This is a genomic window from Xanthomonas campestris pv. asclepiadis (genome assembly GCF_020784175.1).
In the GTDB taxonomy this organism is placed as follows: domain Bacteria; phylum Pseudomonadota; class Gammaproteobacteria; order Xanthomonadales; family Xanthomonadaceae; genus Xanthomonas; species Xanthomonas campestris_D.
Genome location: NZ_JAJGQM010000003.1, coordinates 157,943 through 180,516, shown reverse-complemented (window position 1 = coordinate 180,516; position 22,574 = coordinate 157,943). Strand labels below are relative to the sequence as shown.

Below are 22,574 nucleotides of genomic sequence, written 5' to 3'. Positions count from 1 at the left end.
GAGCGCTGCTCTTGCCATTCTCGATTCCCGATTCTCCATTCACTGGAAAACCCATGGGTATCAAATGCGGCATCGTCGGACTGCCCAACGTCGGCAAGTCGACCCTGTTCAATGCGCTGACCAAGGCGGGTATCGCTGCGGCCAATTTCCCGTTCTGCACCATCGAGCCGAATGTCGGCATCGTGCCGGTGCCTGACCCGCGCCTCAACCAACTGGCTGAGATCGTCAAGCCGCAGAAGTTGATTCCGACCGCGGTCGAGTTCGTCGATATCGCCGGCCTGGTGGCGGGTGCGGCAAGCGGCGAAGGGTTGGGCAACAAGTTCCTCGCGCATATCCGCGAAGTCGATGCCATCACCCACGTGGTGCGGTGCTTCGAAAACGACGACGTCATCCACGTCAACAACAAGGTCGACCCGATTGCCGATATCGAAACCATCGATACCGAGCTGGCGCTGGCCGATCTGGACAGCGTGGAAAAGGCACTCAACCGTGCCGAGCGCAGCGCCAAGGGCGGCGACAAGGACGCAGCGGCACGCAAGCCGGTGCTTGCCAAGTTGCAGGCCGCTCTGGCCGACGGCAAGGCTGGGCGTGCAGCCGGCCTGGACGAGGACGAAAAGGCGCTGGTGCGCGACCTGTTCCTGCTGACGCTCAAGCCGGTGATGTACATCGCCAACGTGCTCGAGGACGGCTTCGAGAACAATCCGCATCTGGAGGCAGTGCGCAAGCATGCATTGACCGAGGGTGCGGAAGTGGTGCCGGTCTCGGCAGCCATCGAGGAAGAGCTGTCGCAGCTCGACGATGAAGACCGCGACACCTTCCTGGCCGATCTGGGTCTGGACGAGCCGGGTCTGAATCGCGTCATCCGTGCTGCCTACAAGCTGCTTGGCCTGCAGACCTACTTCACTGCCGGCGTCAAGGAAGTGCGCGCCTGGACGGTCAGGGCTGGCTCGACCGCGCCGCAGGCGGCGGCGGTGATCCATACCGATTTCGAGAAGGGCTTCATCCGCGCCGAGACGATCGGCTTTGACGACTTCATCAAGCACCGCGGCGAAGCCGGTGCGCGCGATGCCGGGCGTCTGCGTCTGGAAGGCAAGGAATATCGCGTGCAGGAAGGCGACGTGCTGCACTTCCGCTTCAACGTCTGATCGGCTGCGCGCGACTGCGATGGTCGCGCGGACTCGGTACTGACGATTTGCTCAAAATTTTTGTTGACACTGCATGCGTCCCACAACAAAATAACGGGCTGCTTCACCCCGAACCGAATTCGCCTCATCGCGCACCGGTCCGGTAGTAAAAGCTGGAGGGATACCCAAGCGGCCAACGGGGGCAGACTGTAAATCTGCTGGCTTACGCCTTCGGTGGTTCGAATCCACCTCCCTCCACCAGTTTCACGTTGTGGCATGCAGTTCCCGGCGCGGGAGTAGTTCAACGGTAGAACCTCAGCCTTCCAAGCTGATGGTGCGGGTTCGATTCCCGTCTCCCGCTCCATTGAACGCAAATGCATGGCATAATGCAAAACTCGCTCACGTAGCTCAGTCGGTAGAGCACCTCCTTGGTAAGGAGGAGGTCGAAGGTTCGATTCCTTTCGTGAGCACCACTACTCAATCGTCTTCAACTCCAAACGATTACCGAGACACGCACCCATGGCAAAAGCTAAATTTGAGCGCACCAAGCCGCACGTGAACGTCGGCACCATCGGTCACGTCGACCATGGCAAGACCACGTTGACAGCCGCGCTGACCAAGATCGGTGCTGAGCGTTTCGGTGGCGAGTTCAAGGCGTATGACGCGATCGACGCGGCGCCGGAAGAGAAGGCGCGCGGCATCACGATTTCGACCGCACACGTCGAATACGAATCCCCGAACCGTCACTACGCGCACGTCGATTGCCCCGGCCACGCCGACTACGTCAAGAACATGATCACCGGTGCGGCGCAGATGGACGGCGCGATCCTGGTGTGTTCGGCTGCCGACGGCCCGATGCCGCAGACCCGTGAGCACATCCTGCTCTCGCGTCAGGTCGGTGTGCCGCACATCGTCGTGTTCCTGAACAAGGCCGACATGGTCGACGACGCCGAGTTGCTCGAGCTGGTCGAAATGGAAGTGCGCGAGCTGCTCAGCAAGTACGACTTCCCGGGCGATGACACCCCGATCATCCACGGTTCGGCGCGTCTGGCGCTGGACGGTGATCAGAGCGAGATCGGCGTGCCCGCGATCCTGAAGCTGGTCGACGCGCTCGACACCTTCATCCCGGAGCCGACCCGCGACGTCGACCGTCCGTTCCTGATGCCGGTCGAAGACGTGTTCTCGATCTCCGGCCGCGGCACCGTGGTGACCGGTCGTATCGAGCGCGGCATCATCAAGGTTGGCGACGAAATCGAAATCGTCGGTATCCGCGACACCCAGAAGACCACCGTCACCGGCGTGGAAATGTTCCGCAAGCTGCTCGACCAGGGTCAGGCAGGCGACAACGCCGGTCTGCTGCTGCGCGGCACCAAGCGTGACGACGTCGAGCGCGGCCAGGTGCTGTGCAAGCCGGGTTCGATCAAGCCGCATACCGAGTTCGAAGCCGAAGTCTACGTGCTGTCCAAGGACGAGGGTGGCCGTCATACCCCGTTCTTCAAGGGCTACCGTCCGCAGTTCTACTTCCGCACCACCGACATCACTGGCGCTTGCCAGCTGCCGGAAGGCGTGGAGATGGTGATGCCGGGCGACAACGTGAAGATGATCGTGACCCTGATCAACCCGGTCGCGATGGACGAAGGTCTGCGCTTCGCCATCCGTGAAGGCGGTCGTACCGTCGGCGCCGGTGTGGTTGCCAAGATCATCAAGTAAGTGCCTGCGTCCGGTCGCCTCGCAGCGGCTGGATACAAACGAATGGCGGGCCGGCTGAACCGCGGTCCGCCTTCGTTGTCTTAGGGTTTGCGGTAAACGAGTACATACGCCAGTAGCTCAATTGGCAGAGCAGCGGTCTCCAAAACCGCAGGTTGGGGGTTCGAGTCCCTCCTGGCGTGCCACTCCTCTTTCCGGCCCAGCGATTCGGGTCAGATCGGTAACTAGAGCCGGATGAATAGCAAAATCGAGCCTTCCAAAAGCGCGTCTGCTGCCAGCGCTGATATCGTGAAATACGTCATCTCTGCGCTCCTGGTGATCGCGGGGTTGTTTGTGTGGTTCTGGTTTTCTGCACCCGAGCGCGCCACGCAGTTTGGAGCCTGGACGCCGCAGTTGCGTGCGCTGGCTGTGATCGTGGGGTTGGTGGCCGGTGCGTTTGTATTTCTGGGGACCGGCAAGGGCCGGGAAACCCGTGAATTCATGTCCGAATCCAGGTTCGAGTTGCGCAAGGTGGTCTGGCCGACGCGCCAGGAAGCCATTCGTACGACCTGGGTCGTGATTGTTGTTGTGATCATTCTGAGTTTGCTGTTGGGCGGCTTCGACTTCGTCATCCAGAAGCTCACGCAGTGGTTCCTGGCTCGTTGAGGAGAATCAAGCAGTGAAGCGTTGGTATGTCGTTCACGCCTATTCAGGCTTCGAAAAATCCGTCGCGCAGGCATTGCGCGACCGTATCGCCCGTACCGAGATGGAAGACCGTTTCGGCGACGTGTTGGTGCCGACCGAAGAGGTCATCGAAATGCGCGCCGGCCAGAAGCGCCGGTCCGAGCGCAAGTTCTTCCCCGGCTATGTGCTGGTGCAGATCGAGACCCACGAAGAGGCCGGTATTCCGCGCATCGACAATGAAAGCTGGCACTTGGTGAAAGAAACGTCCAAGGTGATGGGCTTCATTGGCGGCACCGCCGACCGTCCGTTGCCGATTCGCGACGAAGAGGCCGATGCGATCCTGCAGCGTGTGCAGGACGGCGTCGAGAAGCCGCGTCCGAAGGTGTTGTTCGAGCCGGGTCAGATGGTGCGCGTCACCGATGGTCCGTTCAACGACTTCAACGGCGTCGTGGAAGAAGTCAATTACGAGAAGAGCAGGTTGCGGGTTGCCGTGCTCATCTTCGGTCGCTCCACGCCGGTCGAGCTCGAGTTCGGCCAAGTCGAGAAGGGCTGACGTCGGTTGGGCGCTGTCTAGGCGCCCGCCTTGAATGCTGCTATAGTGCGCGGCTCGCTCACCTGGCGAACCGCCGGGAATCAATGGCTGCCGCATGGCAGCCATCTGCGTGTGGTCAGAAACGTGAAGCCGGGACACGTGATTTTCCGGTCCGATGGGGAGCCTGCAGTCAAGGCGCTAGCACCCGGAGAGTATTGAAATGGCAAAGAAGATAACTGCTTACATCAAGTTGCAGGTCAAGGCCGGTCAGGCCAATCCTGCGCCGCCGGTCGGCCCTGCACTGGGTCAGCGCGGTCTGAACATCATGGAATTCTGCAAGGCGTTCAATGCAGCGACGTCCAAGCTGGAGCCGGGTCTGCCGACGCCCGTGGTCATCACTGCGTACTCCGACCGTACCTTCACCTTCATCACCAAGAGCACCCCGGCCAGCGTGCTGCTCAAGAAGGCTGCAGGTGTGACCTCCGGTTCCAAGCGTCCCAACACCGACAAGGTGGGTAAGGTGACGCGCAAGCAGCTGGAAGAGATCGCCAAGGTCAAGGAAGCCGATTTGACGGCAGCCGAGCTGGAAGCGGCAGTGCGTACGATTGCGGGTTCTGCCCGCAGCATGGGTTTGACGGTGGAGGGCTAAGACATGGCACAGAGCAAGCGCGTTAAGGCCATTGCGGCCGCTGTCGTTCCGGGCAAGACCTATGCCTTTGAAGACGCAATCAAGATCCTGAAGACCGTGACCAAGGCCAAGTTCGTCGAGTCGATCGACGTTGCCGTGCGCCTTGGCGTGGATGCCAAGAAGTCCGACCAGCAGGTGCGCGGTTCGACCGTGCTGCCGGCCGGTACCGGCAAGAGCGTGCGCGTTGCCGTGTTCGCACCGGCCGGTGCCAAGGCTGACGAAGCCCTGGCCGCTGGCGCCGAGGCGGTGGGCATGGACGACCTGGCCGAGAAGATGCAGGCCGGCGATCTGAGCTACGACGTGGTCATCGCCACTCCGGACGCTATGCGCGTCGTCGGCAAGCTCGGCACCCTGCTGGGCCCGCGCGGCCTGATGCCGAATCCGAAGGTGGGCACCGTGTCGGCCAACCCGGGCGAAGCGGTCAAGAATGCCAAGTCGGGTCAGGTGCGTTACCGCATCGACAAGGCCGGCATCATCCACTGCACCATCGGCAAGGCCAGCTTCGATGACGAAGCGCTGAAGTCGAACCTGCAGGCGCTGCTGCTCGATCTGATCAAGGCCAAGCCGGCCACCTCGAAGGGTACCTATCTGCAGAAGGTGTCGGTCAGCTCGACGATGGGTCCTGGCGTGACGGTCGACCAGTCGAGCCTTGCACTGAAGTGAGTTGAGGGGTCGGGCCTGTCATGGGCCTGACCCGTCGATGGAGTACAGCATTGTTTTTCCGGCCCGGGTCACCGTGTGCTGGGAGTCCGTTCCCTCCTTTGGGGTAACGGACATTTTGAAGGCGATCGCCGGCTTGTCCGGCGGTAGCCGTCAAAGACCGCAGGCGTGGTCAGCGCAGATCGACGACGGGCAAGGATGCTCGCACTGGCAAGGAGTCGCCGTCGATGCAGCGGGATCGCTTAATCAGGTTCGCAAGAGCCGGCCGGCGTAGATGGTGTCGCCCTTCTGGAGCTTTCTGGTTTACGCGCGTCTGGGACATCCCGGATCGAGCCCACTCCAGGTCTAGAACGGCCACCAAAGGAACATCGGTCGATGTTCCCGGCTTCCAGGTAAGGAGGCTGCCCTGGACCGCAACCGGCAGGAGCCGCGAGCGGAGTAGTTTGAAGCGGGGATTAGGGATTCGGCATTGGGGATTTGCAGGAGCGGCTTCATGGCTTTCGACGAATCACCAATCACCAATCACCAATCCCGGCTTTAACGGAGGAGTGCAATGGCTCTCAATCTGTCTCAGAAGCAAGAAGTAGTCGCCGAGCTGGCAGACATCGCCGCCAAGGCTCACTCCTTGATCGCCGCCGAATACGCTGGCATCACGGTCTCCCAGATGACCGCGATGCGCAAGCAGGCCCGCGAAACCGGCGTGTTCTTGAAAGTTGTCAAGAACACCCTGGCCGCGCGCGCCGTTGAAGGTACCGAGTTCGCTGTCGTCGCTGACAAGCTGGTCGGTCCTTTGCTGTATGCGTTTTCGATGGAGGAGCCCGGCGCTGCCGGTCGCCTGATCAAGGAATTCGCCAAGGGCAACGACAAGTTGCAGGCCAAGGTCGTGTCCATCGGCGGGGAACTGTTCCCGGCTGGCCACGTCGACGTGTTGGCTTCGCTGCCGACCCGCGATCAGGCCCTGGCCATGCTGGCCCGCGTGCTGTCCGAACCGGCTGCCATGTTTGCCCGTGCCGTCAAGGCCGTGGGCGACAAACAGGGTGGTGGCGACGAAGCCGCCGCGCCGGTCGCCGAGACTGCCGAAGCTTGATGTCCTAGCGTTCGCTAGAACCCCAATCCAGAAAATTATTTAAAGGTAATCACAATGTCCCTTACCAACGAACAGATCGTCGACGCCATCGCCGAGAAGTCCCTGATGGAAGTGATGGAGCTGGTCAAGGCCATCGAAGAAAAGTTCGGCGTCTCCGCCGCCGCTCCGGTCGCTGCCGCTGCAGCTGGCCCGGCCGCCGTGGTCGAAGAGCAGACCGAGTTCAACGTGGTGCTGACCAACTGCGGCGCCAACAAGGTCGGCGTCATCAAGGCCGTCCGCGCCGTGACCGGTCTGGGTCTGAAGGAAGCCAAGGATCTGACCGAAGCCGGTGGCATGCTGAAGGAAGGCGCGTCGAAGGACGAAGCCGAGAAGATCAAGAAGGAACTGACCGAAGCTGGCGCGACTGTCGAAATCAAGTAAGCAGTACCTTGCATCGCCAGCGTTTCATGGTGATGCACTGAAGGCTGGGAGCGTAAAGCTCCCGGCCTTTGGCCGTTTCGGGCGGGAATCAGGAATCGGGATTGGGGAATCGCAAATGCAACATCGCGTGCTCATCCGATTCCCATTTCTCCATGCCCGATTCCCGGCCTCACCGAGTTGGTAGTTGGAAGTAGCGGGAGAAGGCGTGCTGGTGCCGGCAATACCAGCGACTTCCAACTGACAATTTTGTTATTTCAGGGCCGCCGCGAAGCGGCCCCCGCAGCCTAGGGTGAAGACTCATGACGTCTTATTCGTTCACCGAAAAAAAGCGTATCCGCAAGGACTTCGGCAAGCAGCGCTCGATTCTCGAAGTGCCGTTCCTGCTGGCCATCCAGGTGGATTCCTACCGCGAATTCCTGCAGGAAGATGTGGAGCCGACCAAGCGTAAGGACCTCGGTCTGCATGCGGCACTGAAGTCGGTGTTCCCGATCTCCAGCTACAGCGGCAACGCCGCGCTGGAATACGTCGGCTACAAGCTGGGTCAGCCGGTGTTTGACGAGCGTGAATGCCGTCAGCGCGGCATGAGCTATGGCGCGCCGCTGCGCGTGACCGTGCGTCTGGTGATCTACGACCGCGAGTCGTCGACCAAGGCGATCAAGTACGTGAAGGAGCAGGAGGTCTACCTCGGCGAGATCCCGCTGATGACCGACAACGGCACCTTCATCGTCAACGGTACCGAGCGCGTCATCGTCTCGCAGCTGCACCGTTCGCCGGGCGTGTTCTTCGACCACGACCGTGGCAAGACCCACAGCTCGGGCAAGCTGCTGTACAGCGCCCGCATCATTCCGTACCGCGGTTCCTGGCTGGACTTCGAGTTCGACCCGAAGGACGCGCTGTTCACCCGTATCGACCGTCGCCGCAAGCTGCCGGTGTCGATCCTGCTGCGTGCGCTCGGCTACAGCAACGAAGAGATGCTGGCCGAGTTCTTCGAGATCAACACCTTCCACATCAATCCGGACGAAGGCGTGCAGCTGGAGCTGGTGCCGGAGCGTCTGCGTGGCGAAACGCTGAACTTTGACCTGGCCGATGGCGACAAGGTCATCGTGGAAGCGGGCAAGCGCATCACCGCCCGTCACGTCAAGCAGCTCGAAGCCGCCGGCGTTGCCGCGCTGGCCGTGCCGGACGACTATCTGGTCACCCGCATCCTGTCGCACGACGTGGTCGATGGCTCGACCGGCGAACTGCTGGCCAATGCCAACGACGAGATCACCGAAGACCAGCTGGCGGCGTTCCGCAAGGCCGGCGTCGATGCGGTCGGCACCCTGTGGGTGAACGATCTGGACCGTGGTCCGTACCTGTCCAACACCCTGCGCATCGATCCGACCAAGACCCAGCTCGAAGCGCTGGTCGAGATCTACCGCATGATGCGCCCGGGCGAGCCGCCGACCAAGGAAGCCGCTCAGAACCTCTTCCACAACCTGTTCTTCACCTTCGAGCGCTACGACCTGTCCACGGTCGGCCGCATGAAGTTCAACCGTCGCGTCGGCCGCAAGGACGTGCTGGGCGAGTCGGTGCTGTATGACAAGAAGTACTTTGCCGAGCGCAACGACGAAGAATCCAAGCGCCTGGTCGCCGAGCACACCGATACCTCCGACATCCTGGAAGTGATCAAGGTGCTCACCGAGATCCGTAACGGTCGCGGCGTGGTCGATGACATCGATCACCTGGGCAACCGTCGCGTGCGTTCGGTCGGCGAAATGGCCGAGAACGTGTTCCGCGTGGGCCTGGTCCGCGTCGAGCGCGCGGTCAAGGAGCGGTTGTCGATGGCCGAATCCGAAGGTCTGACCCCGCAGGAACTGATCAACGCCAAGCCGGTGGCTGCGGCGATCAAGGAATTCTTCGGCTCCTCGCAGCTGTCGCAGTTCATGGATCAGAACAACCCGCTGTCGGAAGTGACGCACAAGCGTCGCGTCTCCGCACTGGGCCCGGGCGGTCTGACCCGCGAGCGCGCCGGCTTCGAAGTGCGCGACGTGCACCCGACCCATTACGGCCGCGTCTGCACCATCGAAACCCCGGAAGGCCCGAACATCGGCCTGATCAACTCGCTGGCCGTGTTCGCCCGCACCAACCAGTACGGCTTCCTCGAGACGCCGTACCGCAAGGTGCTGGACGGCAAGGTCTCCGACGACGTCGAATACCTGTCGGCGATCGAAGAAAACGAGTATGTGATCGCCCAGGCGAACGCGCTGACCGATGCCAAGAACATGCTCACCGAGCAGTTCGTGCCGTGCCGGTTCCAGGGCGAGTCGCTGCTGAAGCCGCCGGCCGAAGTGCACTTCATGGACGTCTCGCCGATGCAGACCGTGTCGGTCGCCGCGGCGCTGGTGCCGTTCCTGGAACACGACGACGCTAACCGCGCATTGATGGGCGCCAACATGCAGCGCCAGGCCGTGCCGACGCTGCGTTCGCAGAAGCCATTGGTCGGTACCGGCATCGAGCGTGCGGTTGCGCGCGACTCGGGCGTGACCGTCAATGCCTTGCGTGGTGGCGTGATCGAGCAGATCGACGCGGCCCGCATCGTGGTCAAGGTCAACGAGGCAGAAATCGGCGGCGGCACCGATGCCGGCGTGGATATCTACAACCTGATCAAGTACACCCGCTCCAACCAGAACACCTGCATCAACCAGCGTCCGCTGGTGAACGTGGGTGACGTGATCGCGCGCGGCGACGTGCTGGCCGACGGCCCGTCCACCGACATCGGTGAGCTGGCGCTGGGTCAGAACATGCTGATCGCGTTCATGCCGTGGAACGGCTACAACTTCGAAGACTCCATCCTGCTCTCCGAGCGCGTGGTGGAAGAAGATCGTTACACCACGATCCACATCGAAGAACTGACCTGCGTTGCGCGCGACACCAAGCTGGGGCCGGAGGAAATTTCCGCCGACATCCCGAACGTGTCCGAGCAGGCCCTGAACCGTCTGGACGAGAGCGGCGTGGTGTACATCGGTGCGGAAGTGCGCGCCGGCGACATCATGGTCGGCAAGGTCACGCCGAAGGGCGAGAGCCAGCTGACCCCGGAAGAAAAGCTGCTGCGTGCGATCTTCGGTGAGAAGGCGTCCGACGTGAAGGACAGCTCGCTGCGCGTGCCTCCGGGCATGGACGGCACCGTCATCGACGTGCAGGTCTTCACCCGCGACGGCATCGAGAAGGACAAGCGTGCGCGTCAGATCGAAGAGTCCGAAATCAAGCGCGTCAAGAAGGACTTCGACGACCAGTTCCGCATCCTGGAAGCGGCCATCTACGCACGTCTGCGCTCGCAGATCGTGGGCAAGGTCGCCAACGGCGGTCCGAACCTGAAGAAGGGCGACAACGTCACCGACGCGTATCTGGACGGACTGAAGAAGTCCGATTGGTTCCAGCTGCGCATGAAGGACGAAGACGCCGCCGACGCCATCGAACGCGCACAGAAGCAGATCCAGGCGCACGAAAAGGAATTTGAAGCACGCTTTGCCGACAAGCGCGGCAAGATCACCCAGGGCGATGACCTCGCACCGGGCGTGCTGAAGATGGTCAAGGTGTTCCTGGCGGTGAAGCGCCGCATCCAGCCGGGCGACAAGATGGCAGGCCGCCACGGCAACAAGGGTGTGGTCTCCAATGTCGTGCCGGTCGAGGACATGCCGTACATGGCCACCGGCGAGCCGGTCGACATCGTGCTGAATCCGCTCGGCGTGCCGTCGCGTATGAACATCGGCCAGATTCTGGAAGTGCATCTGGGCTGGGCCGCCAAGGGCCTGGGTCGCAAGATCCAGCGCATGTTGGAAGCCCAGGCGGCGGTCAGCGAGCTGCGCAAGTTCCTGGACGACATCTACAACCACGACAGCGCGATCAATGCCCAGCGCGTGGATCTGTCGCAGTTCAGCGATGAGGAATTGCTCAACCTGGGCAAGAACCTGATCGATGGCGTGCCGATGGCCACCCCGGTGTTCGACGGCGCCAGCGAAGCGGAAATCAAGCGCATGTTGGAACTGGCCGAGCTGCCGCAGAGCGGTCAGACCCAGCTGTACGACGGTCGTACCGGCGAAGCGTTCGATCGCAAGACCACGGTCGGCTACATGCATTACCTGAAGTTGAACCACTTGGTCGACGACAAGATGCATGCGCGCTCGACCGGCCCGTACTCGCTCGTCACCCAGCAGCCGCTGGGCGGCAAGGCGCAGTTCGGTGGTCAGCGCTTCGGTGAGATGGAAGTCTGGGCGCTGGAAGCCTACGGCGCGGCCTACACCCTGCAGGAAATGCTGACGGTGAAGTCCGACGACGTGCAGGGCCGCAACCAGATGTACAAGAACATCGTCGATGGTGAGCACGAGATGGTCGCGGGCATGCCGGAATCCTTCAACGTGTTGGTGAAGGAAATCCGCTCGCTGGCGATCAACATGGAACTGGAAGAGTGATCGAGCCGGATCCCGGCGCCGCAACGCGGTGCCGGGATCCGGAACGTAAGGCCCTCGGTTTCATCTCAGCTACGAAATTCCTCCGACCCGGAGATATCAAATGAAAGACCTGCTCAACCTCTTCAATCAACAGCGCCAGACGCTGGATTTCGACGCGATCAAGATCGCGCTGGCATCGCCTGACCTGATCCGTTCGTGGTCCTACGGCGAAGTGAAGAAGCCCGAAACCATCAACTACCGGACCTTCAAGCCCGAGCGTGACGGCCTGTTCTGCGCCGCCATCTTCGGACCGATCAAGGACTACGAGTGCCTGTGCGGCAAGTACAAGCGCATGAAGCACCGCGGTGTGGTCTGCGAAAAGTGCGGCACCGAAGTCACCCTGGCCAAGGTGCGTCGTGAGCGCATGGGGCACATCGACCTGGCTTCGCCGGTCGCGCACATCTGGTTCCTCAAGTCGCTGCCCTCGCGCATCGGCCTGATGCTGGACATGACCCTGCGTGACATCGAGCGCGTGCTGTACTTCGAAGCCTACGTGGTCACCGAGCCGGGCCTGACCCCGCTCGAGCGCCGCCAGCTGCTGACCGAAGAGCAGTACCTGACCGCACGCCAGGAATACAACGACGACTTCGACGCCGCCATGGGTGCCGAGGCCGTGTACGAACTGCTGCGCACGATCGACCTGCAGTCGGAAATGACCCGCCTGCGCGAGGAAATCGCCAGCACCGGTTCGGAAACCAAGCTCAAGCGCCTCACCAAGCGCATCAAGCTGATCGAAGCCTTCCTGGAATCGGGCAACCGTCCGGAGTGGATGGTCATGACCGTGCTGCCGGTGCTGCCGCCGGACCTGCGTCCGCTGGTGCCGCTGGATGGCGGCCGCTTCGCGACCTCGGATCTGAACGATCTGTACCGTCGCGTGATCAACCGCAACAACCGTCTGCGTCGTCTGCTCGAGCTCAATGCGCCGGACATCATCGTGCGCAACGAGAAGCGCATGCTGCAGGAATCGGTCGATGCGCTGCTGGACAACGGCCGTCGCGGCCGTGCCATCACCGGCACCAACAAGCGTCCGCTGAAGTCGCTGGCCGACATGATCAAGGGCAAGCAGGGCCGGTTCCGTCAGAACCTGCTCGGCAAGCGCGTGGACTACTCCGGTCGTTCGGTCATCACCGTCGGTCCGTACCTCAAGCTGCACCAGTGCGGCCTGCCGAAGAAGATGGCGCTGGAGCTGTTCAAGCCGTTCGTGTTCGCCAAGCTGCAGCGTCGCGGGCTGGCCACCACCATCAAGGCGGCCAAGAAGCTGGTCGAGCGCGAAGAAGCCGAAGTCTGGGACATCCTGGAAGAAGTGATCCGCGAGCATCCGGTGCTGCTGAACCGTGCGCCGACCCTGCACCGTCTGGGCATCCAGGCGTTCGAGCCGGTGTTGATCGAAGGCAAGGCCATCCAGCTGCATCCGCTGGTCTGTACTGCGTTCAACGCCGACTTCGACGGTGACCAGATGGCCGTCCACGTGCCGCTCTCGCTGGAAGCCCAGCTGGAAGCGCGTGCGCTGATGATGTCCACCAACAACATCCTGTCGCCGGCCAACGGCGAGCCGATCATCGTGCCGTCGCAGGACGTGGTGTTGGGCCTGTACTACATGAGCCGCGCCCTGGAGAACAAGAAGGGCGAAGGCATGGTGTTCGCCAACACCAGCGAAGTGAAGCGCGCCTACGACAACCGCGTGGTGGAACTGCACGCCAAGGTCAAGGTCCGCATCACCCAGGTGGACGTGGAAGCCGACGGCAAGCGCACCAGCGGCACCTCGATCGTGGACACCACGGTCGGTCGTGCACTGCTGAGCGAAATCCTGCCCGAAGGCCTGCCGTTCCAGCTGGCCAACACCGAGATGACCAAGAAGAACATCTCGCGTCTGATCAACTCCAGCTACCGTCTGCTGGGCTTGAAGGACACCGTCGTGTTCGCCGACAAGCTGATGTACACCGGCTATGCCTACGCAACCCGCGCAGGCGTGTCGATCGGCATCGACGACATGCTGATTCCGGACGAGAAGAAGGGCATCCTCACCGAGGCCGAGGCCGAAGTGCTGGAAATCCAGGAGCAGTACCAGTCCGGTCTGGTCACCGCCGGCGAGCGTTACAACAAGGTCGTGGACATCTGGTCGCGCACCAGCGAGCGCATCGCCAAGGCGATGATGGACACCATCGGTACCGAGAAGGTCGAAAACGCCAAGGGCGAGACCATCGACCAGAAGTCGATGAACTCGCTGTACATCATGGCCGACTCCGGTGCGCGTGGTAGCCAGGCGCAGATCCGTCAGCTGGCCGGTATGCGCGGCCTGATGGCGCGTCCGGATGGCTCGATCATCGAGACGCCGATCAAGGCGAACTTCCGCGAAGGCCTGAACGTGCAGGAGTACTTCAACTCCACCCACGGTGCCCGTAAGGGTCTGGCCGATACCGCGCTCAAGACCGCGAACTCGGGGTATCTGACCCGTCGTCTGGTCGACGTGGCGCAGGACGTGGTGATCACCGAGGTCGATTGCGGCACCACCGAAGGGTTGATCATGACCCCGATCGTGGAAGGCGGCGACGTGGTGGAACCGTTGCGCGAGCGCGTGCTGGGCCGTGTGGTGGCCGAGGACGTCTACCTGCCGGGCAACGACGAAGAGCCGATCGTCACCCGCAACACGCTGCTGGACGAAGCCTGGGTTGCCAAGTTGGAAGACGCCAGCGTGCAGTCGGTGAAGGTGCGTTCGACCATCAGCTGCGAGTCCTCGTTCGGCGTGTGCGCACGCTGCTACGGCCGCGATCTTGCCCGCGGTCACCAGGTCAACATCGGTGAAGCGGTCGGCGTCATTGCCGCCCAGTCGATCGGTGAGCCGGGTACCCAGCTGACCATGCGTACGTTCCACATCGGTGGTGCGGCATCGCGTGCGGCGGCGGTGGACAACATCACCGTCAAGACCACCGGTTCGGTGAAGTTCAACAACCTCAAGTCGGTGGCGCACGCCAGCGGCGCGCTGGTCGCTGTCTCGCGTTCGGGCGAACTGTCCGTGCTCGACGGCCATGGCCGCGAGCGCGAGCGTTACAAGCTGCCGTACGGCGCCACCATCACCGCCAAGGATGGTGATGCGGTCAAGGCCGGGCAGGGCGTGGCGAACTGGGATCCGCATAACCACCCGATCGTGTCGGAAGTGGCTGGTTTCATCCGCTTCATCGACTTCGTCGACGGCGTCACCGTCATCGAGAAGACCGACGAACTGACCGGTCTGGCCTCGCGCGAAATCACCGACCCGAAGCGTCGCGGTGCACATGCCAAGGAGCTGCGCCCGATCGTGCGCATCGTCGACGGCAAGGGCAACGACCTGACGATCCCGAATACGGATCTGCCGGCGCAGTACCTGTTGCCGCCGCGCTCCATCGTCAACCTGCAGGACGGCGCCGCCGTCGGCGTGGGCGACGTGGTCGCCAAGATCCCGCAGGAAGCGTCCAAGACCCGCGACATCACCGGTGGTCTGCCGCGCGTTGCCGACCTGTTCGAAGCGCGCAAGCCGAAGGATCCGGCGATCCTGGCCGAGCGCTCGGGCATCATCAGCTTCGGTAAGGACACCAAGGGCAAGCAGCGCCTGATCATCAAGGACACCGATGGGTCGGAACACGAAGAGCTGATCCCGAAGTACCGCCAGATCATCGTGTTCGAAGGCGAGCATGTGACCAAGGGCGAGACCGTGGTGGACGGCGAGCCGAGCCCGCAGGACATCCTGCGTCTGCTGGGTGTCGAGCCGCTGGCCGCGTACCTGGTCAAGGAAATCCAGGACGTGTACCGCCTGCAGGGCGTGAAGATCAACGACAAGCACATCGAGGTGATCACTCGCCAGATGCTGCGCAAGGTCGAGATCACCGACCAGGGCACCAGCAAGTTCCTCAACGGCGAGCAGGTCGAGCGCCAGCGCGTCATCGAGGAAAATGCCCGCCTGGTCAAGCGCAACGAACTGCCGGCCAAGTACGATCCGGTGCTGCTGGGTATCACCAAGGCCTCGCTGGCCACCGAGTCGTTCATCTCGGCGGCCTCGTTCCAGGAGACCACCCGCGTGTTGACCGAGGCTGCCGTGCGCGGCACCCGCGACAACCTGCGCGGTCTGAAGGAAAACGTGATCGTGGGTCGTCTGATTCCGGCCGGTACCGGTCTTGCGTATCACGCCGGACGTCGCAAGTCGTCGGGTCTGACCGACTCGGAAATGGAAACGCTGTCGGGCAAGCCGACGGTGGCCGAACCGGTCGCAGCCGTGGCCGACGCTGGCGCGGACGAGGAGTAAGCGCTCCGACGGCGGTCGCAAGACCGCCGTAAGCCAAGCGAAAAGGTGGGCAGGAGGCCCTCCGTTTTCCGGCCTTGGATGGGCCAGCAGGGTTAGAATTCCGTGAAGTTGACGGAGTTTCGTCCTGCCAGCTATACTTCCCTGTCTCGGCGGGCCGTTTTTCGGCCTGCCTTTGTTTTCGTGCAAGGCCGTCTCGGCCTCTCAATCAGAAGAATCAACTGATGACGACGATCAATCAGCTGGTCCGCAAGCCTCGGCAAGCGACCACCTACAAGAGTGCCTCCCCGGCACTGGGCAAGTGTCCGCAGCGCCGTGGCGTCTGCACACGCGTCTATACCACTACCCCGAAGAAGCCGAACTCGGCCCTGCGTAAGGTTGCCAAGGTGCGCCTGACGAACCAGGAAGAGGTCATCAGCTACATCGGTGGTGAAGGCCACAACCTGCAGGAGCACTCCGTGGTCCTGATTCGTGGTGGCCGCGTCAAGGATCTTCCCGGTGTGCGTTATCACACCGTCCGTGGTTCGCTGGACGCCGCCGGCGTCGCAAAGCGCCGTCAAGGTCGTTCCAAGTACGGCGCCAAGCGCCCGAAGAGCTAAGGAAACACTCCAATGTCCCGTAAAGGTTCTACTCCGCAGCGCACCGTCCTGCCTGATCCAAAGCATGGCAGCGAAACCATTGCCCGCTTCATCAATATGGTGATGCAAAGTGGCAAGAAGTCGGTTGCTGAGAAAATTGTCTATGGCGCGATGGACGTCATTGGCGAAAAGAATCCGAATGCCGTCGAGCTGGTGCAGAAAGCACTGGACAACGTGGCCCCGGCTGTCGAAGTTAAATCGCGTCGCGTCGGTGGTGCTACCTATCAGGTGCCCGTCGAAGTGCGCTCCTCCCGTCGCATGGCGCTGGCAATGCGCTGGTTGATCGATTCCGCGCGCAAGCGTGGCGAGAACACCATGCCGCGCAAGCTGGCTGCAGAACTGTTGGACGCCTCGGAAAGCCGTGGCGGCGCGATCAAGAAGCGCGAAGAGACGCACCGTATGGCGGAGGCGAACAAGGCGTTCGCACATTACCGCTGGTGACCTCGTGGGCCTTGGTAACGGGGCCCTTCAGCACCATCTGAGTGCTGTTTGCGACGCCTTTGGCGTCGCATCCAATCCGAAGGCCGCCGAAAGGCGGCGTTCGGCCATCCGAAATCCAAGAAATTGAGAGGCTCCCCGTGGCCCGCACCACCCCTATCGAGCGTTACCGCAACTTCGGCATCATGGCCCACATCGATGCCGGCAAGACCACCACCTCCGAGCGCATCCTGTTCTACACCGGTGTCAGTCACAAGATCGGCGAAGTCCATGACGGCGCTGCAGTGATGGACTGGATGGAGCAGGAGCAGGAGCGTGGTATCACCATCACCTCCGCTGCGACCACTGCGTTCTGGTCGGGCATGGACAAGTCCATGCCGCAGCACCGCTTCAACATCATCGATACCCCCGGGCACGTCGACTTCACCATCGAAGTGGAGCGCTCCTTGCGCGTGCTCGACGGTGCGGTGTTCGTGTTGTGCGCCGTCGGTGGCGTGCAGCCGCAGTCCGAGACCGTGTGGCGCCAGGCCAACAAGTACTCCGTGCCGCGCATGGCCTTCGTCAACAAGATGGACCGTACCGGTGCCAACTTCGACAAGGTCGTCGAGCAGCTGAAGGCCCGTCTGGGCGCCTACGCCGTGCCGATGCAGGTGCCGATCGGCGCCGAAGACGGCTTCGAGGGCGTGGTCGACCTGCTCAAGATGAAGGCGATCCATTGGGATACCGCATCGCAGGGCACCACCTTCGAATACCGCGACATCCCGGCCGATCTGGTCGAGATCGCGACCGAGGCGCGTTCGTTCATGGTCGAGGCGGCTGCCGAAGCCAGCGAAGACCTGATGGACAAGTACCTCAACGAGGGCGACCTGAGCGAAGAAGAGATCCTGGTGGGTCTGCGCGAGCGCACCCTGAAGGTCGAAATCGTGCCGGTGTTCTGCGGTTCGGCGTTCAAGAACAAGGGCGTGCAGGCCATGCTCGACGGCGTCGTGCACCTGCTGCCGTCGCCGGCCGACCGTCCGCCAGTCCAGGGTATCGATGAGGACGAGAAGGAAGACACCCGTCCGGCCACCGATACCGCGCCGTTCTCGGCGTTGGCGTTCAAGATCATGACCGACCCGTTCGTGGGCTCGCTGACGTTCTTCCGTGTCTACTCGGGCACGTTGAACTCCGGCGACCAGGTCTACAACCCGGTCAAGTCGAAGAAAGAGCGCGTGGGCCGCATCCTGCAGATGCACTCCAACAATCGCGAAGAGATCAAGGAAGTGCGCGCTGGCGACATCGCCGCTGCCGTGGGTCTGAAGGACGTCACCACCGGCGACACGCTGTGTGCGCAGGACAAGGTCATCACCCTGGAGCGCATGGTGTTCCCGGAGCCGGTGATCTCGATGGCGGTGGAGCCCAAGACCAAGTCGGACCAGGAAAAGATGGGCATGGCCCTGGGCCGTCTGGCGCAGGAAGATCCCTCGTTCCGCGTCAAGACCGACGAGGAATCCGGCCAGACCATCATCTCGGGCATGGGCGAGTTGCACCTGGACATCATCGTCGACCGCATGCGTCGCGAGTTCAATGTCGAGGCCAACGTCGGCAAGCCGCAGGTGGCCTACCGCGAAACCATCCGCAAGTCCGACGTCAAGTCCGACTACAAGCACGCCAAGCAGTCCGGTGGTAAGGGTCAGTACGGTCACGTGGTGATCGAGCTGTCGCCGATGAGCGAAGAAGATCGCAAGAGCGACAACGTCAAGGACGATTTCCTCTTCATCAACGACATCACCGGCGGCATCATCCCGAAGGAATTCATCCCCTCGGTTGAAAAGGGTCTGCGCGAGACGATCACCAGTGGTCCGATCGCCGGCTTCCCGGTGGTGGGCGTGAAGGTCAAGCTGGTGTTCGGCTCGTACCACGATGTCGACTCCTCGGAAATGGCGTTCAAGCTGGCCGCGTCGATGGCGTTCAAGCAGGGCTTTGCGAAAGCCAGCCCGGTGTTGCTGGAGCCGATCATGAAGGTCGAAATCGTCAGCCCGGAGGATTACCTGGGTGACGTGATGGGCGACGTGAGCCGCCGTCGTGGCGTGTTGCAGGGTCAGGACGACAGTCCGTCGGGCAAGATCATCAACGCGATGATTCCGCTGGGTGAGATGTTCGGCTACGCGACCTCGCTGCGCTCGATGAGCCAGGGCCGTGCGACGTTCTCGATGGAATTCGACCACTACGAAGAGGCACCGGCCAACATCGCCGACGCCGTCACCAAGAAGGGCTGAGTTCGCTCAGCCGCTTCTCACAAATTTTTCAATTAGAGGTAGTTAGTCATGGCAAAAGCTAAATTTGAGCGCACCAAGCCGCACGTGAACGTCGGCACCATCGGTCACGTCGACCATGGCAAGACCACGTTGACAGCCGCGCTGACCAAGATCGGTGCTGAGCGTTTCGGTGGCGAGTTCAAGGCGTATGACGCGATCGACGCGGCGCCGGAAGAGAAGGCGCGCGGCATCACGATTTCGACCGCCCACGTCGAATATGAATCCCCGAACCGTCACTATGCGCACGTCGATTGCCCGGGTCACGCCGACTACGTCAAGAACATGATCACCGGTGCGGCGCAGATGGACGGCGCGATCCTGGTGTGTTCGGCTGCTGACGGCCCGATGCCGCAGACCCGTGAGCACATCCTGCTCTCGCGTCAGGTCGGTGTGCCGCACATTGTCGTGTTCCTGAACAAGGCCGACATGGTCGACGACGCCGAGCTGCTCGAGCTGGTCGAAATGGAAGTGCGCGAGCTGCTCAGCAAGTACGACTTCCCGGGCGATGACACCCCGATCATCCACGGTTCGGCGCGTCTGGCGCTGGACGGCGATCAGAGCGACATCGGCGTGCCGGCGATCCTGAAGCTGGTCGACGCACTCGACACCTTCATCCCGGAGCCGACCCGCGACGTCGATCGTCCGTTCCTGATGCCGGTCGAAGACGTGTTCTCGATCTCCGGCCGCGGCACCGTGGTGACCGGTCGTATCGAGCGCGGCATCATCAAGGTTGGCGACGAAATCGAAATCGTCGGTATCCGCGACACCCAGAAGACCACCGTCACCGGCGTGGAAATGTTCCGCAAGCTGCTCGACCAGGGTCAGGCAGGCGACAACGCCGGTCTGTTGCTGCGCGGCACCAAGCGTGACGACGTCGAGCGCGGCCAGGTGCTGTGCAAGCCGGGTTCGATCAAGCCGCATACCGAGTTCGAAGCCGAAGTCTATGTGCTGTCGAAGGACGAGGGTGGCCGTCATACCCCGTTCTTCAAGGGCTACCGTCCGCAGTTCTACTTCCGCACCACCGACATCACTGGCGCTTGCCAGCTGCCGGAAGGTGTGGAGATGGTGATGCCGGGCGACAATGTGAAGATGGTCGTGACCCTGATCAACCCGGTCGCGATGGACGAGGGTCTGCGCTTCGCCATCCGTGAAGGCGGTCGCACCGTCGGCGCCGGCGTGGTTGCCAAGATCATCAAGTAAGTCCTGCAGCCCGGCGGCTTTCAGTCGCTGGATCTGCAAAAGAGAGGGTCGGCGCAAGCCGGCCCTTTTTTTGTGCGCCAGGTCGGGTGGATATGCATAGACAGCGTATTGACGGACCAGGGCGCTTGCGCAGGCAAAACCCCATCGCTATAATGCGCGGCTCGGTGTCCCTGGGTAGGGCGCTGAGTTACAGCGAAAAGAACGGCAGGATGCCGCTCGTGTTCGCCAGACCGGGAAGGTCGCGTTGCATGGAGCACTCAACAACTCACATGTTGTTGACCGTGCTCTTGTTGCGCATTATACTTTTCCGTCTGGGCAGGCCGGTTTACCGGTCTGCCTCAGTTTTTGGGCGGAGGAAAGGCCCTCGTCAGCAGGATGCATGACGATTTCATCTACGTCAGGAATATCGGGGCAGGTATCCCAGAGGCCTTGCCCGTCGCTCTTTTAACGAAGGAAGCTTCCGTCATGTCGGAACAAAAGATCCGGATTCGGTTGAAGGCGTTCGATCATCGTTTGATCGACCGTTCGGCCAGCGAGATCGTCGAAACGGCTAAGCGGACCGGCGCGCAAGTGCGTGGCCCGATCCCGTTGCCGACCAAGATCGAACGTTACACCATCCTCGTATCCCCGCATGCCGACAAGGATGCGCGTGACCAATACGAAACCCGCACGCACAAGCGTGTGCTCGATATCGTCGACCCGAACGACAAGACCGTGGACGCGCTGATGAAGCTCGAACTCGCGGCTGGCGTCGACGTTCAGATCAAGTTGACCTGAGGACTACGACCATGACGAAGAAATATTCGTTGGGCTTCGTAGGCCGCAAGGCTGGTATGAGCCGCGTCTTCACTGAAGACGGCCGCTCGGTACCGGTCACGCTGATCGAAGCAACTCCAAACCGCATCGCGCAGATCAAGACCGTCGAAGCTGACGGCTACAGCGCTGTGCAGATTACCGTTGGTGCCCGTCGTGCCGCGCTGGTCAACAAGCCGGCTGCTGGCCACTTCGCCAAGGCGAAGGTGGAAGCGGGTCGCGGCCTGTGGGAATTCCGTGTTGAAGATGCCCAGCTCGGCGATTTCGCCGTCGGCGGCGAAATCAAGGCGGACATCTTCGAGGTCGGCCAGAAGGTCGACGTCCAGGGCGTCACCAAGGGTAAGGGTTTCCAGGGCACCATCAAGCGCTACAACTTCCGTATGGGCGATGCAACTCACGGTAACTCGCTGTCGCATCGCGCGCCGGGTTCGTTGGGTCAGCGCCAGACGCCGGGTCGCGTTTTCCCGGGCAAGAAGATGTCGGGCCACATGGGCGCCGTGCAGCAAAGCACGCAGAACCTGGAAGTGGTCAAGGTCGACGTCGAGCGTGGTCTGATTGCTATCCGCGGCGCCGTGCCTGGCGCAGCTGGTGGCGACGTGATCGTCCGTCCGGCGAGCAAGGCATAAGGAGAGATGACGATGGAACTCGTTATCACGGGTAGCAACAACAAGGTCTCGGTCTCCGATGCCGTGTTCGGTCGCGAATTCAGCGAAGATCTGGTCCACCAGGTCGTCGTCGCTTATCGCAATGCCGGTCGCGCTGGTACCAAGGCTCAGAAGACGCGTTCGGAAGTTGCGGGCACGACCAAGAAGTCGAAGAAGCAGAAGGGCGGCGGTGCGCGTCATGGCGCGCTGACGGCTCCGATCTTCGTCGGCGGCGGCGTGACCTTCGCGGCTAAGCCGCGCAGCTTCGAACAGAAAGTCAACCGCAAGATGTACCGTGCGGCCATCTGCGCGATCTTCTCTGAGCTTAACCGCCAGGGTCGCCTGATGATCGTCGATGCGTTCGACGTCGAAACCACCAAGACCCAGGGTCTGATCGAGAAGCTGAAGGGACTGGATGTGGGCAAGCGCCCGCTGATCGTCACCGAGGAAGCGTCCGAGCACCTGTATCTGTCCGCCCGCAATCTGCCGTATGTGCAGGTGCGTGATGTGCAGGGTCTGGATCCGGTCGCTCTGGTCGGGGCCGATACGGTCGTGATCACCGCCGATGCGGTCAAGAAGGTCGAGGAGTGGCTGGCATGAGCAGCAACGAAAAAATCTTCAGCGTGCTGCGTGCTCCGCGAGTCTCCGAAAAGACCGCGCGCCTGCAGGAAATTTCCAACCAGTATGTCTTCGAAGTTTCGAACGAAGCCACCAAGGCCGATGTAAAGGCCGCGGTTGAGCAGCTGTTCGACGTCAAGGTCAAAGCGGTCAACGTGGTCAACGTCAAGGGCAAGAGCAAGTCCTTCCGTAACCGTGCTGGCAGCCGTGGCAATTGGCGCAAGGCGTACGTCCGCCTGGTTGATGGTCAGTCCATCGACGTAACGGCCAAGGCCTGAGGTC

At 62.0% G+C, this 22,574-nt stretch carries 18 protein-coding genes and 4 tRNA genes; all 22 read left to right on the top strand.

Annotated features, from left to right (window positions below; genetic code table 11):
* Nucleotides 1-53 precede the first annotated feature (53 nt).
* A complete protein-coding gene (gene ychF / locus LL972_RS02825; protein WP_228326289.1) occupies nt 54-1,145 on the top strand; it encodes a redox-regulated ATPase YchF in 1,092 nt (363 codons plus the stop codon).
* 154 nt (nt 1,146-1,299) lie between these two features.
* Nucleotides 1,300-1,385 (top strand) — tRNA-Tyr (locus LL972_RS02820).
* A 29-nt stretch (nt 1,386-1,414) separates the two neighbouring features.
* Nucleotides 1,415-1,488 (top strand) — tRNA-Gly (locus tag LL972_RS02815).
* Nucleotides 1,489-1,521: 33 nt separating this feature from the next.
* Nucleotides 1,522-1,597 (top strand) — tRNA-Thr (locus LL972_RS02810).
* A gap of 46 nt (nt 1,598-1,643) precedes the next feature.
* Complete coding sequence (gene tuf, locus LL972_RS02805) at nt 1,644-2,834, top strand: elongation factor Tu (RefSeq protein ID WP_228326288.1); 1,191 nt, start codon at nt 1,644-1,646, stop codon at nt 2,832-2,834.
* 106 nt (nt 2,835-2,940) lie between these two features.
* Nucleotides 2,941-3,016 (top strand) — tRNA-Trp (locus LL972_RS02800).
* 49 nt (nt 3,017-3,065) lie between these two features.
* Nucleotides 3,066-3,476 (top strand): preprotein translocase subunit SecE, encoded by a 411-nt coding sequence (gene secE, locus LL972_RS02795; RefSeq protein WP_016900684.1) that lies wholly within the window; start codon nt 3,066-3,068, stop codon nt 3,474-3,476.
* Between the two features lie 13 nt (nt 3,477-3,489).
* On the top strand, nt 3,490-4,047 hold the full coding sequence (gene nusG, locus LL972_RS02790) for a transcription termination/antitermination protein NusG (protein ID WP_016900683.1): 558 nt from the start codon (nt 3,490-3,492) through the stop codon (nt 4,045-4,047).
* Between the two features lie 199 nt (nt 4,048-4,246).
* Entirely contained in the window at nt 4,247-4,675 is a 429-nt protein-coding gene (gene rplK, locus LL972_RS02785) for a 50S ribosomal protein L11 (RefSeq protein WP_016900682.1), read from the top strand.
* A 3-nt stretch (nt 4,676-4,678) separates the two neighbouring features.
* The gene (gene rplA, locus LL972_RS02780) at nt 4,679-5,377 is read left to right on the top strand and encodes a 50S ribosomal protein L1 (protein WP_228326287.1); all 699 of its coding nucleotides are present in this window, start codon (nt 4,679-4,681) and stop codon (nt 5,375-5,377) included.
* Between the two features lie 550 nt (nt 5,378-5,927).
* Nucleotides 5,928-6,461, top strand: a complete 534-nt coding sequence (gene rplJ, locus LL972_RS02775; RefSeq protein ID WP_104582264.1) for a 50S ribosomal protein L10 — start codon at nt 5,928-5,930, stop codon at nt 6,459-6,461.
* A gap of 54 nt (nt 6,462-6,515) precedes the next feature.
* Entirely contained in the window at nt 6,516-6,881 is a 366-nt protein-coding gene (gene rplL / locus LL972_RS02770) for a 50S ribosomal protein L7/L12 (protein ID WP_008574194.1), read from the top strand.
* A gap of 299 nt (nt 6,882-7,180) precedes the next feature.
* Complete coding sequence (gene rpoB / locus LL972_RS02765) at nt 7,181-11,332, top strand: DNA-directed RNA polymerase subunit beta (protein ID WP_228326286.1); 4,152 nt, start codon at nt 7,181-7,183, stop codon at nt 11,330-11,332.
* Nucleotides 11,333-11,432: 100 nt separating this feature from the next.
* Nucleotides 11,433-15,647 carry a DNA-directed RNA polymerase subunit beta' gene (gene rpoC / locus LL972_RS02760; protein WP_228326285.1) on the top strand — a complete coding sequence of 1,405 codons (4,215 nt, stop codon included), beginning with the start codon at nt 11,433-11,435 and terminating at the stop codon, nt 15,645-15,647.
* Between the two features lie 221 nt (nt 15,648-15,868).
* On the top strand, nt 15,869-16,243 hold the full coding sequence (gene rpsL, locus LL972_RS02755) for a 30S ribosomal protein S12 (protein ID WP_228326284.1): 375 nt from the start codon (nt 15,869-15,871) through the stop codon (nt 16,241-16,243).
* A 12-nt stretch (nt 16,244-16,255) separates the two neighbouring features.
* Nucleotides 16,256-16,723: a 30S ribosomal protein S7 gene (gene rpsG / locus LL972_RS02750; protein ID WP_005993356.1), complete on the top strand. Its 468-nt coding sequence runs from the start codon at nt 16,256-16,258 to the stop codon at nt 16,721-16,723.
* 137 nt (nt 16,724-16,860) lie between these two features.
* Nucleotides 16,861-18,978: an elongation factor G gene (fusA, locus tag LL972_RS02745; RefSeq protein ID WP_228326283.1), complete on the top strand. Its 2,118-nt coding sequence runs from the start codon at nt 16,861-16,863 to the stop codon at nt 18,976-18,978.
* A gap of 48 nt (nt 18,979-19,026) precedes the next feature.
* Nucleotides 19,027-20,217, top strand: a complete 1,191-nt coding sequence (gene tuf, locus LL972_RS02740; protein WP_024938571.1) for an elongation factor Tu — start codon at nt 19,027-19,029, stop codon at nt 20,215-20,217.
* A gap of 465 nt (nt 20,218-20,682) precedes the next feature.
* A complete protein-coding gene (gene rpsJ, locus LL972_RS02735; RefSeq protein ID WP_003486723.1) occupies nt 20,683-20,994 on the top strand; it encodes a 30S ribosomal protein S10 in 312 nt (103 codons plus the stop codon).
* A gap of 11 nt (nt 20,995-21,005) precedes the next feature.
* The gene (rplC, locus tag LL972_RS02730) at nt 21,006-21,656 is read left to right on the top strand and encodes a 50S ribosomal protein L3 (RefSeq protein WP_006450633.1); all 651 of its coding nucleotides are present in this window, start codon (nt 21,006-21,008) and stop codon (nt 21,654-21,656) included.
* 12 nt (nt 21,657-21,668) lie between these two features.
* Complete coding sequence (gene rplD, locus LL972_RS02725) at nt 21,669-22,274, top strand: 50S ribosomal protein L4 (RefSeq protein ID WP_016900669.1); 606 nt, start codon at nt 21,669-21,671, stop codon at nt 22,272-22,274.
* Nucleotides 22,271-22,570, top strand: coding sequence for a 50S ribosomal protein L23 (gene rplW, locus LL972_RS02720; protein ID WP_002811694.1), 300 nt, complete (start codon nt 22,271-22,273; stop codon nt 22,568-22,570). Before rplD ends, rplW begins: the two co-directional genes overlap by 4 nt.
* The last annotated feature ends 4 nt before the right edge of the window (nt 22,571-22,574 follow it).